Origin of the sequence: Symbiopectobacterium sp. (genome assembly GCF_051710365.1) — a bacterium.
GTDB lineage: Bacteria > Pseudomonadota > Gammaproteobacteria > Enterobacterales > Enterobacteriaceae > Symbiopectobacterium.
The window spans coordinates 1-11,245 of the sequence record NZ_JBPETA010000103.1 but is presented as its reverse complement, the minus strand read 5'-3'; the positions used below and the strand labels follow the sequence as shown (position 1 = coordinate 11,245).

10 protein-coding genes, 1 pseudogene and 1 riboswitch are annotated in these 11,245 nt (G+C 52.1%); of the genes and pseudogenes, 7 read left to right on the top strand and 4 right to left on the bottom strand.

Annotated elements, in window-relative coordinates:
* Nucleotides 1–114 precede the first annotated feature (114 nt).
* Entirely contained in the window at nucleotides 115–975 is an 861-nt protein-coding gene (gene tehB, locus ACTBDZ_RS10765) for an SAM-dependent methyltransferase TehB (RefSeq protein WP_438815302.1), read from the top strand.
* Nucleotides 976–1,029: 54 nt separating this feature from the next.
* Here the strand turns inward: tehB and ribB are convergent, their stop codons facing one another.
* Nucleotides 1,030–1,683: a 3,4-dihydroxy-2-butanone-4-phosphate synthase gene (gene ribB, locus ACTBDZ_RS10760; protein WP_438815301.1), complete on the bottom strand. Its 654-nt coding sequence runs from the start codon at nucleotides 1,681–1,683 to the stop codon at nucleotides 1,030–1,032.
* A 140-nt stretch (nucleotides 1,684–1,823) separates the two neighbouring features.
* Nucleotides 1,824–2,026: riboswitch (FMN riboswitch) on the bottom strand.
* Between the two features lie 194 nt (nucleotides 2,027–2,220).
* On the opposite strand from ribB, the gene ubiK reads away from it, so the two are divergent.
* Nucleotides 2,221–2,502 (top strand): ubiquinone biosynthesis accessory factor UbiK, encoded by a 282-nt coding sequence (gene ubiK, locus ACTBDZ_RS10755; protein WP_438815303.1) that lies wholly within the window; start codon nucleotides 2,221–2,223, stop codon nucleotides 2,500–2,502.
* A gap of 53 nt (nucleotides 2,503–2,555) precedes the next feature.
* Here ubiK and yjeH read toward each other — a convergent pair.
* A pseudogene (gene yjeH / locus ACTBDZ_RS10750) lies at nucleotides 2,556–3,814 on the bottom strand (L-methionine/branched-chain amino acid transporter).
* Nucleotides 3,815–3,869: 55 nt separating this feature from the next.
* Entirely contained in the window at nucleotides 3,870–4,826 is a 957-nt protein-coding gene (gene zipA, locus ACTBDZ_RS10745; RefSeq protein WP_438815300.1) for a cell division protein ZipA, read from the bottom strand.
* Between the two features lie 309 nt (nucleotides 4,827–5,135).
* Between zipA and cysZ the strand changes: the two genes are divergently transcribed.
* From cysZ to crr, 5 genes are all read left to right on the top strand, one after another.
* Entirely contained in the window at nucleotides 5,136–5,837 is a 702-nt protein-coding gene (gene cysZ / locus ACTBDZ_RS10740; RefSeq protein ID WP_438815299.1) for a sulfate transporter CysZ, read from the top strand.
* Nucleotides 5,838–5,968: 131 nt separating this feature from the next.
* Nucleotides 5,969–6,853, top strand: coding sequence for a pyridoxal-phosphate dependent enzyme (locus ACTBDZ_RS10735; protein ID WP_438815298.1), 885 nt, complete (start codon nucleotides 5,969–5,971; stop codon nucleotides 6,851–6,853).
* Between the two features lie 401 nt (nucleotides 6,854–7,254).
* Nucleotides 7,255–7,512 carry a phosphocarrier protein Hpr gene (ptsH, locus tag ACTBDZ_RS10730; protein ID WP_002913505.1) on the top strand — a complete coding sequence of 86 codons (258 nt, stop codon included), beginning with the start codon at nucleotides 7,255–7,257 and terminating at the stop codon, nucleotides 7,510–7,512.
* Nucleotides 7,513–7,559: 47 nt separating this feature from the next.
* A complete protein-coding gene (gene ptsI, locus ACTBDZ_RS10725; RefSeq protein ID WP_438815296.1) occupies nucleotides 7,560–9,287 on the top strand; it encodes a phosphoenolpyruvate-protein phosphotransferase PtsI in 1,728 nt (575 codons plus the stop codon).
* Nucleotides 9,288–9,328: 41 nt separating this feature from the next.
* On the top strand, nucleotides 9,329–9,838 hold the full coding sequence (gene crr / locus ACTBDZ_RS10720; protein WP_196908569.1) for a PTS glucose transporter subunit IIA: 510 nt from the start codon (nucleotides 9,329–9,331) through the stop codon (nucleotides 9,836–9,838).
* An 82-nt stretch (nucleotides 9,839–9,920) separates the two neighbouring features.
* On the opposite strand, the gene ACTBDZ_RS10715 is transcribed toward crr, so the two are convergent.
* A complete protein-coding gene (locus ACTBDZ_RS10715; RefSeq protein WP_438815295.1) occupies nucleotides 9,921–10,934 on the bottom strand; it encodes a hypothetical protein in 1,014 nt (337 codons plus the stop codon).
* Nucleotides 10,935–11,245: the final 311 nt, after the last annotated feature.

The following is an 11,245-nucleotide window of genomic DNA, read 5'->3' as shown; positions in this document are numbered from 1 at the left end:
TTCAGTATTGGTGACAGACCACCACAAGTATCCAACCTCAATTCTGTTCACAAGACCATCGTTGATGTTCTCGGCGAGCGATACCGTCGAATTTATTCTTAAAGTAGGTGCGGAATGACGGATAAAACCCTGCCGCAGTGGAATGCACAGACGCTGCCCGCCGCGTTTCAAGAAAAACACAACACGCAAGTGGGCACCTGGGCGAAGTTGACCGTCTTGAAAGGAGAGCTGACGTTCGCCATGCTGCATGAAGATGGCTCGGTGATTGAGACTTATCAGTTTACCAAACAGAATCAGCCGCCGTTTGTTGAACCGCAAGCCTGGCACCGGATCGTCAGTGCCTCAGCGGATTTGGAGTGCCAGTTAGCGTTTTACTGCACAGTCGAGGATTATTACGCTAAAAAATACGGCCTGACGGCAACCCACTCCGAAGTAGTGGCCGCACTGGAGCAAATACCGGCTGGCAAAGCGCTCGATCTTGGCTGCGGTGGCGGCAGAAATGCCCTTTACATGAACCTGCGCGGATTTGACGTTACCGCGTATGACAAAAACCTCAACAGCATCTCGTCACTGAAAGATATCATCAGCAGCGAAAACCTCTCCGGCATTCGCGCCAGCCTGTACGACATCAACAAAGCCGCGTTAGACGAACAGTTTGACCTCATCATCTCTACCGTGGTGTTGATGTTTCTGGAACGCGAGCGCATTCCTTTCATCGTGCGTAACATGCAGGAGTGCATCGTAGAGGGTGGCTATAACCTGATCGTGGCGGCCATGTCCACCGAGGATTTCCCCTGCCCGCTGCCTTTCTCCTTCACCTTCCAGCACGATGAATTGCGCGAGTATTACGCAGGATGGGACATCCTGAAATACAACGAAGAGGTGGGGGAATTGCATAAAACCGACGAGAATGGCAACCGCATCAAACTGCGCTTCGCCACCTTACTGGCAAGAAAAACGCAGCCGAACGCGTAAGGCGCACTGGCTGCGTTTTTAAGGGCCGGTATCACCGGCCCGAGAAGAGAACGATCAGCTCGCTTTGCGTTCTGCTGCCTGACGGTAGGCGACCAAGTCTTCGATGGTCAGTACCGGCATGCCGTGCTGTTTAGCAAAGGCGATCACTTCCGGCGCACGCGCCATGGAGCCGTCATCATTGGTCAGCTCACACAGCACAGCGGCCGGTTTGAAACCTGCCAGCGTTGCCAGATCGATAGACGCTTCGGTATGACCACAGCGAGTCAGTACGCCACCCGGTTGGCCGCGCAACGGAAAGACGTGGCCAGGACGATTCAAATCGCTCGCACGAGCGTCATCAGCAATGGCGGCGCGAACGGTTGTCATACGGTCAGCCGCAGACACACCGGTCGTCACGCCTTCAGCAGCTTCGATGGTGACGGTAAAGCCGGTTTGATAGTGGCTGGTGTTGTGCTCCACCATCATGGGCAGTTCCAATTGACGGCGGCGCTCTTCAGTCAGGCACAGGCAGACGATACCACTACCGTAGCGAATGGTCATCGCCATTTGCTCAACGGTCATGTTCTCGGCGGCAAATACCATGTCGCCTTCATTTTCACGGTCTTCGTCGTCCAACACCATAACACCAACGCCTTGACGCAGCGCTTCAAGAGCACGTTCAACGCGTTCAGATGGCGTGCCAAATTCAGAAAGTAATGTCTGATTCATGGTAAAAAAACCTTATGTTTATTATGGATTACCAGAACCAGGGCGAGCTTGAGGAGTAACCATTACAACAGATGCGGTTCAATGCGCACCGTGCAATGACTAACAAAATAACGCGAGTGGGCATATGCCCAACAGGATACCGTTACTCTCTCCCATCCGGACTATAACCGTCGGCCCCGGAATTTCACCGGATCTGCTGACCTCGCCACGCACATCGATAATAAATTATTGATAACGTTACGGCGAGCGCTCGCGGGCTTCCAGACGAAAGCACGATGTTTTAGCACCCTGCGCTGTCTGGTTTACCGCCGGTGGGGAATTACACCCCGCCCTGAGAAGTAAGCGTGGTAACTATAACGCTATTGCCTGAACGGGGCAATTAGCGCAATGGATAAAATGTGACATCTGCTGGCCTATTGGGAAAAATTTTCTTTAGGAATCCGACACAAAGCATTACAAGGCGAGTTTTGGTTTATCCCTTTTCATTCACTCATTACACTGACAGTACAGATGACAGAAACCGAGCAGGAAAACGGCATGATTGACCCGAAAAAGATTGAGCAAATTGCACGCCAGGTGCATGAATCTATGCCGAAAGGCATACGTGAGCTGGGCGAAGACGCCGAGAAAAAAATTCGCCAGGTACTGCAAGCACAGTTTACCAAACTGGATCTAGTAAACCACGAAGAGTTCGATGTGCAAACGCAGGTTCTGCTGCGCACTCGTGAAAAACTGGCGCGGCTGGAACAGCGTTTGAGCGAATTGGAAGCCAAGCTGGACGCAGAAAAAACCGCTACGTCTGAACAGCAACCACTGTAGGCGGTACGACCTCATCACGGGCACCGGCCACCCGAGGGCCGGTGCAGCAGTGATTATTCTGCCGTCAGTTGCTGTGACTTATGCGGTAACCCCCACCACAGCACTGCCAGCATAATCAGTGCATAGAGCGATTTAGCCCCTACCATCACCAACAGTGCGCAACACAGCACACTGCCGATAACCGCCATCAGGCGGGCCCGACCTTTCAACAGCCGACACCCTGCCAGCATGCACAGCAGATAAACCAGAACAAAAATACCGTTGGCGTAAACGATCAACGTCGATAATGGCAGTGACAGCCAGTAAATCAGCAGGCAACAGACCATGCTACAAAGCACCACCGCCGACAGTGCGCTAAGGGGAACTTGGGCACGTGAAAGCCGCCCCAAACGACTCCCTGGCGTTGCCTGTGACCACACCAGTCGCGCAAAGCCCTGTGTATAAATGTTCACACTGGCAAAGCACGCCAGATAGCCAATCAGGCAGGCCCCCAATAGATCCATTCGCTACCAAACAAATCTGCGACGATACTCAACAGCAGCGAGGTCGGCGCGATATCACTGCCGTAGACGTTCAACTGCAAAATCGCTAAGGTACAGCCCCAATAGACGATGCCAGCAATCAGCATGCCGATCATCAAGGCCCGAGGGAAATCACGCTCTGGGTTACGAAACTCGGTAGAGAGGTGAGCAAACGCTTCCAGTCCAACAAAACACCAAAACATCACGGCAAGTGAATCAAAGGTGTTCGGCCAAGAGAGGGTACTCAGTGCAGGCCAGGCGATATGCGTGGGATTGATCTCTCCCCCCCACCAAATGGCGGCGACCAGCAGCAGCAGCAGCACGGCAATACCCGTTTGAATGGAAGCACTTGGGCCCGCACTGCGTGACCCAAGCAGCCAAATGGCGACCAGCGTCAACATTTGCACCACCAATATGCCCGCCCTGCTATGGCCGATAAACGGCGCCCAAAACTCAGCGGCAATTTGCAGCGCAGCAGGCAACCCCAGGGGGATCACGGAAAGAAACAGCCAGCGGGTCACGCGGGCCAGACGCGGGCCAAACGCCAGATTGACAAAGTGAGCTGCTCCACCGGCATTGGGAAAATGCTGTCCTAACGCGGCAAAGCCAATGGCAATCGGAAACACCAACACAATCAGCAGCGGCCAGGCCCACAGGCTGCCATTACCCGACAGTTGCGCCACAATAGCTGGCACCGCAAACACGCCAGTTCCCAGTAGTGAAGAAGTAGAAAGCAGCCCCACTCCCTGAACCACGCCCAGATCCTGCTTTAACCCATTGCTACTCACCACGTCAGCCCACCCTATCCCCTAAAAAAACAAAGCCTCCATGTAGGAGGCTTTGCGGTTACAAAACATTAGCCCGCAGCACATCGCGAATACGGCCTTTGTAAGCCCCAACTTTCTGCGGCGTCATTAAACGACGCTCATCATCCAGTACCACTCCGCCGACGTCGTCAGCAATGCGCTGTGCAGATTGCAGCATCAGTTTGAAATTCTGGCTTGCGTCACCGTAGGAGGGCACCATCATGAAAATGGAGACGCCCGGCGTGGAGAACTCGGCCATGTCGTCAATACTGAAAGAGCCGGGTTTCACCATGTTGGCCAGGCTGAACAGCACCGGTCCTGCACCCGCAGGATTAACATGGCGATGGAAAATATTCATTTCACCGAACTGGAAGCCGGCCTGCAATACGCTCTGCAACAGCACTTCACCGCCAATGATACTGCCCTGATGAGCCGCAACGTGCAGTACCAGCACCGTTTCTTGCGCTGCGCTGCTTGCGCTTTGCACTTGCGGCTGGTCAGCATCCCGCTCAGGCAAGTCTTGCTCTGCGGCCTGCTCTTCAACATGCGGTGCACGTTCAACAGGCGTTGGGTGCACAGGTGCAGCATGTGCGGGGCGAGTCTCCTGCGCAACGCGATCGACGTGCACCTCAGGTGCAGATTGCGGCGCGGTGGTCGCTCCTACTCCTAACAGCGGATCGTAATCGGTACGAACGTGTTCGGCAGCAGAAGCGAAAGGCGATGAGGATGCAGGCGGCGGCGCAGACTCACTGAACGAACCCAATGCAGGTTCTTCCTGCGCACGAGTTCGCGTGACTCTGACTTCACCGACCCCTTCATCAAGCTCCTCAAGCGGCGCAGTCTCTTCTCGCTTCTGCTTTTGCTTAAGGCGCTTCACCGGACGGTCACGAAAAAGGGACGAGCGCTCTTCACGGCTCGTCCACAAGCCGTGAAGCAGTAGCGCAATTATAGCGATCGCGCCCACAACGATTAATATCAGACGCAAGTCCTGCATCATTGCTATCCCAGTTAATTAAATTTATTGCCACCGCGGCAATTTTTTCATACCCCTAACTCTATTTACCTGCGTACACAAGTGCAAGCCTGCACAGTATTTTATAGGAATAAAGATATACCGGGCGCACTTTTTTGCTTTTTTTTCGTCCAAAGTGTCACTGGTCAGCAGAAAATCATCCCGATATGATGCAGATCACACAAACGATCCGGATCACCCCCACAATGAGGAACAGGATGTCATGGTAACCCCGTCCCCCCGCTACGCCACCGCGTTCAGGCATTTACTATATTCGCACAAGGTTGGAAACTGATGTCGCTGCCGGGCATACGGCGTTTTGTCATCGTTCCCCTGCTGCTCAATGTGCTGTTGATGGGCGGTGCCTTTTGGTGGCTGTTTTCCCGCATGGGTGACTGGATTGCCCAACTGATGGGCCATGTGCCAGAGTGGCTGCAATGGTTAAGCTACCTGCTATGGCCGCTCGCCGTCATCTCTATCCTGTTGGTATTCGGCTATTTTTTCAGTACCATCGCCAATTTTATCGCGGCACCGTTTAACGGCCTGCTGGCCGAGCAGCTTGAAGCGCGACTGACCGGAAAGGCCCTGCCGGACAGTGGCGTCGTGGGCATGGTCAAAGATATCCCGCGGATCATGAAGCGCGAAGTGCAGAAACTCGCCTATTACCTGCCGCGCGCCATCGTGCTGCTGTTGCTGTATCTTATTCCCAGCATCGGACAAACCGTGGCACCGCTGCTGTGGTTCGGGTTTAGCGCCTGGATGCTGGCCATTCAATATTGCGATTATCCCTTCGACAATCACAAAATCAGCTTTCCCACCATGCGCGAAGCGTTACGGCGTCATAAACTCAATAACTTGCAGTTCGGCGCGCTGGTCAGCGTGTTTACGCTGGTGCCGTTCCTGAATTTGGTGGTGATGCCGGTCGCCGTCTGTGGCGCAACCGCATTGTGGGTGGATCGATATCGTCATCTCTCGGTATCAGCGGGAACGCGATAGTTTTTCCGACTGTAATGAAAAGATATTTCTTAAGAACATAACGATATAGCAATTCTTTCCTTCCCTGAAAGGACGGAGTGAGTATGCTCTATCTTGTTGGTAAAAATTTCATACAGTTATAAGGACTGGCCATGAGCAAAATCTATGAAGATAACTCCTACACCATCGGCCACTCGCCGCTGGTTCGCCTGAACCGTGTCGGTAATGGACGTATTCTGGCAAAAGTAGAATCGCGCAACCCCAGCTTCAGCGTCAAATGCCGTATCGGTGCGAACCTGATTTGGGATGCAGAAAAACGCGGCGTATTAAAACCCGGCGTTGAACTGGTGGAACCGACGAGCGGTAACACCGGGATTGCTCTGGCCTATGTCGCTGCTGCCCGCGGGTACAAATTAACCCTGACCATGCCAGAAACCATGAGCATTGAGCGGCGCAAACTGTTGAAAGCGCTGGGCGCCAAACTGGTACTGCAACAGTTCAGCAATCCGGCTAACCCGGAAATTCACGAAAAAACCACCGGTCCGGAAATCTGGGAAGATACCGATGGTGAAGTCGACGTGTTTATCTCCGGTGTCGGCACCGGCGGTACGTTGACTGGCGTTAGCCGTTTTATCAAGAAAACCAAAGGCAAAGCTATCACCACCGTCGCGGTTGAACCCGTTGATTCACCGGTGATCACCCAAGCGCTGGCTGGCGAAGAGATCAAGCCTGGCCCGCACAAGATCCAAGGGATCGGCGCAGGTTTCATTCCCGGTAACCTCGATCTGTCTCTGGTGGATCGCGTTGAGCGCATTTCTAACGAGGACGCGATTTCAACCGCGCGTCGCCTGATGGAAGAGGAAGGTATTCTGGCTGGGATCTCTTCCGGTGCAGCCGTGGCTGCCGCACTGAATTTGCTGAAAGAGCCCGCTTTTGAAGGCAAAACCATCGTGGTGATTCTGCCCTCTTCCGGTGAGCGTTATCTCAGTACTGCACTGTTTGCCGATCTGTTCACAGAACAAGAATTGCAGCAGTAATCCTTCGTTACATTGACGGCATAAAAGCACCTTCACAGGTGCTTTTTTTGTGGTCGGGTTCAAAGTTTATACACATCAATGATTGCTTTTTTGGTCCAGGTTTAGTATTTAACCGAACAATTATTTTTATGTGCGAAATTAATAACCGTAACATCGTACCCTGTTCCTACTGATGGCAATGTCCCCGTTTTTTACCACAGAGGCAGCAATGCCATCTGACACTGGGCTGGAATACGGTGCTATTTGGCGTATATATTCAGGGAAGGCGTTTCGTCCTTACCTTGCCGCATCAATGGCGACCCCGTAACATAAATGGGGCTGACCTAACAGACTAAAGTTCGGTAAATACACTAAACTTTAGTTCCACAACACGAATCCAAACCATAGTTGGGGAAAACAGAATGTTCCAGCAAGAAGTTACCATTACCGCTCCGAATGGCCTGCACACCCGTCCTGCGGCTCAGTTTGTTAAAGAAGCCAAAGGATTTACCAGCGAAATTACCGTCACCTCCAACGGAAAAAGTGCCAGCGCGAAAAGTTTGTTCAAGCTTCAGACCCTAGGCCTGACGCAAGGCACTGTCGTTACCCTTTCCGCAGAAGGTGAAGACGAGCAAAAAGCCGTTGAACATCTGGTTAAGCTGATGGCCGAACTTGAGTAATCGGCAAGCTTTTCGTGTGAACATCAGTTTCGAGTGAAGGTAGGGTTATGATTTCAGGCATATTAGTATCACCCGGTTTTGCTTTCGGTAACGCGCTGTTATTGAAGGAAGACGAAATCGTCATCAGCCGGAAGAAAATTACTGCTGAAGACGTTGAACAAGAAATCGAACGTTTTCTGAGTGGCCGGGCCAAGGCTTCTGCGCAGTTGGAAGCCATCAAGACCAAAGCAGGTGCAACCCTGGGCGCTGAGAAAGAGGCCATCTTCGAAGGGCATATCATGCTGCTTGAAGATGAAGAGTTCGAGCAGGAAATCATAGCCCTGATCAAAAAGGACCATCACTCTGCCGATGCAGCAGCCTACTCGGTTATCGAGAATCAGGCGAAAGCGTTGGAAGAACAGGACGATGAGTACCTGAAAGAGCGCGCAGCGGACATGCGCGATATCGGTAAACGCCTGCTGAGAAACATTCTCGGTATGCCGATTATCGATCTGGGCGATATTCAGGAAGAATCGATCCTGATCGCAACCGATTTGACGCCATCAGAAACCGCACAGCTGAACCTGGACAAGGTGCTGGGCTTTATTACCGATCTCGGCGGCCGGACCTCCCACACCTCCATCATGGCGCGTTCTCTGGAGCTGCCCGCGATTGTCGGCACCACGGATGCCACCCAGCAGGTGAAAAACGGCGATTATCTGATTCTGGATGGCGTGAACAACAAAATTTATCAGAACCCGACGCCGGACGTTATCGAACAACTGAAAGCGCTGGAAGCACAGTACTACGCTGAAAAAGATGCGTTGGCAAAACTGAAGGATTTGCCAGTCATCACGCTCGACGGGCATCAGGTAGAAGTGTGCGCCAACATTGGTACCGTGCGTGATGTTGCCGGTGCCGAGCGCAATGGCGCAGAAGGTGTTGGACTCTATCGTACCGAATTCCTGTTTATGGATCGCGATGCGTTCCCGACAGAAGAAGAGCAGTTCCAAGCCTACAAAGCCGTGGCAGAAGCCGTAGGGGCGCAGGCGGTTATCGTGCGCACCATGGATATCGGCGGCGATAAAGATCTGCCTTACATGAACCTGCCGAAGGAAGAGAACTCGTTCCTGGGCTGGCGAGCGATTCGTATCTGTCTCGATCGTAAAGAAATTCTTCATACACAGCTGCGTGCCATTTTGCGCGCGTCGGTGTTTGGCAAGCTGCGCATCATGTTCCCAATGATCATTTCCGTAGAGGAAGTGCGTGCGCTGAAAGCCGAGCTGGAACTGCTGAAATCGCAGTTGAGAGCAGAAGGGAAAGCCTTCGATGAGAGCATCGAGGTGGGCGTAATGGTTGAAACACCTGCTGCGGCCGCCATTGCCAACCATCTGGCGAAAGAAGTGGACTTTTTTAGTATTGGGACAAATGACTTAACCCAGTATACTCTGGCAGTTGATCGCGGTAATGAGCTTATCTCTCATCTCTATAACCCGATGTCTCCAGCGGTATTGCGTTTGATCAAGCAGGTCATTGACGCATCTCATGCCGAAGGCAAATGGACGGGGATGTGCGGCGAGCTCGCTGGTGACGAACGTGCTACACTGCTATTATTGGGTATGGGTCTGGATGAATTCAGCATGAGTGCAATCTCAATTCCTAGCATCAAGAAGATCATTCGTAATGCAAATTACGACGATGCCAAAGCGTTGGCAGAACAAGCGCTCTCCCAACCCACAGCGCAAGAACTGAGCGATGTAGTGAGCCGATTCATCAAAGAAAAAACGCTCTGCTGATTCTGCTATGCTGACCCAATATTAATGATTAGGAGAAGATCATGGGTTTGTTCGATAAACTGAAATCTCTGGTATCTGATGACAAAAAAGATACTGGCAGTATTGAAATCATTGCACCGCTGTCTGGTGAAATCGTCAATATCGAAGACGTTCCTGACGTTGTTTTTGCTGAAAAAATTGTCGGGGACGGTATTGCCATTAAACCGACTGGCAACAAGATGGTGGCGCCGGTTGATGGCACCATCGGCAAGATTTTTGAAACTAACCATGCTTTCTCTATCGAATCCGACAGCGGTATTGAACTGTTCGTTCACTTCGGCATCGATACCGTTGAGCTGAAAGGTGAAGGCTTCAAACGCATCGCGGAAGAAGGCCAACACGTGAAGAAAGGCGATCTGGTCATTGAATTCGATCTGGCGCTGTTGGAAGAAAAGGCCAAATCAACGTTGACGCCGGTGGTTATCTCCAACATGGACGAAATCAAAGAGCTGACCAAGTTGAGCGGCACCGTGGTTGTCGGTGAAACACCGGTTATCCGTATCAAAAAGTAGCGCTTTTCTGAGTACAGCACCTCATACCAGCCCCACGGTCAGAGTCCTGACTGTGGGGTTTTTATTTATTACCCCACCCTACTCACTGTAAGCGCGGGCGTTTTTCCGCACCAGCAGAGGCCATTTCGAGGGCTGCCAGCACCTTTACCGCCCCACTGTCCAATGCAATCCCCAGCGACAGGGCGACAAGTGTGCAGCACTCCCCGTTTTTCACCCGTTCAGCCCCGAAGGTCTCCACAGCAACCATCTCCAGATTATGCATCGCATTATGGCAATGGCTAATTCCGTGATCCCACGCTACCACGTAACAGAGTTCCCCCTGTTGCACTCGCGCTCCGGCAACCGTTTTCACGGCGATGTTTTCCAGCTCGCACATCGCCATAAATAAAGCACTGATGCCATGTTCTCGGGCGACCAGCCGGCAGGATTCACCGTTACGTACCCGTTCTCCGGCACAGGAGTTAACCGCGATTATCTCTAACATATCCATCGCCTCGTACTGCATGCAAATACCATGATCCTGTTCCACTTGCAGGCATGACTCACCGTTGCGTACCCGTTCCCCTGCCCACCCCATCACCGCACGCTTTTGCAACTCGTTGAAGGCGAAGCTATCAGATTCAATACCGTAGATATCCGCCACGGCATAACAGCATTCACCCGCACAGACCCGCGTACCCGCCTCACCATCAACCGCCAGCATATTCAGCCAATGCATGAGTATGCTACGTTCAGGAATACCATGCGCCTCGGCAACCGTCTTGCACGATTGCCCCGCCAATACGCGCTCTACCGCAACGCCACGTGCCAATAGAGCATGCTCGCCGAGAGACATGGATTTCCAGCGTTGATAAAACGCCTCACGCAGGGTGCGTTGCACGGTAGGGGGATATTCACTGTTGTCTCCGATAAAGCGCGCCACTTGCACAATATCGTCAGATTGGGAAAACCCGTTAACCCCTGTAATGCGACTTACGCAAGCATTGGCCGCCAGGGATGACAACGCAGGAACAGAACAACGCGCAGACAACGCCATTGGCTCTACGCCATCATTGCTGACAACGATAACCTCTTGAAAGAGTCGTATCGGCGGCACTGCTCCTAGCCTATAATTAAAAGGTCCGTTGGAAGGTAAGCGAAAAGGCGCATTATTGATAGGGCAGAGATAATCCGAAAGCATTTAGGTCATCCTGAAACGAGAGTTGTGTATCCATCGAAAAGTAAGTTTCGGACAAAAACACACGGCTACCGTTTAAAAAAACGTGCTAATCAATGGCTCTGGAGCCTGTACATAAATTTGTGTAATTGCCTGATTTTGATATGTTCAATCCAACATCAAAAGCAGGTTACTTTATGGACGAAAAACAGTTGCAGGCTCTGGCTAATGAACTGGCCAAAAATCTCAAA

Excerpts from the sequence above, each read along its gene's own strand:
- tehB (WP_438815302.1), top strand. The coding sequence starts at position 115 with ATGACGGATAAAACCCTGCCGCAGTGGAATGCACAGACGCTGCCCGCC.
- ribB (WP_438815301.1), bottom strand. The coding sequence starts at position 1,683 with ATGAATCAGACATTACTTTCTGAATTTGGCACGCCATCTGAACGCGTT.
- ubiK (WP_438815303.1), top strand. The coding sequence starts at position 2,221 with ATGATTGACCCGAAAAAGATTGAGCAAATTGCACGCCAGGTGCATGAA.
- zipA (WP_438815300.1), bottom strand. The coding sequence starts at position 4,826 with ATGATGCAGGACTTGCGTCTGATATTAATCGTTGTGGGCGCGATCGCT.
- cysZ (WP_438815299.1), top strand. The coding sequence starts at position 5,136 with ATGTCGCTGCCGGGCATACGGCGTTTTGTCATCGTTCCCCTGCTGCTC.
- ACTBDZ_RS10735 (WP_438815298.1), top strand. The coding sequence starts at position 5,969 with ATGAGCAAAATCTATGAAGATAACTCCTACACCATCGGCCACTCGCCG.
- ptsH (WP_002913505.1), top strand. The coding sequence starts at position 7,255 with ATGTTCCAGCAAGAAGTTACCATTACCGCTCCGAATGGCCTGCACACC.
- ptsI (WP_438815296.1), top strand. The coding sequence starts at position 7,560 with ATGATTTCAGGCATATTAGTATCACCCGGTTTTGCTTTCGGTAACGCG.
- crr (WP_196908569.1), top strand. The coding sequence starts at position 9,329 with ATGGGTTTGTTCGATAAACTGAAATCTCTGGTATCTGATGACAAAAAA.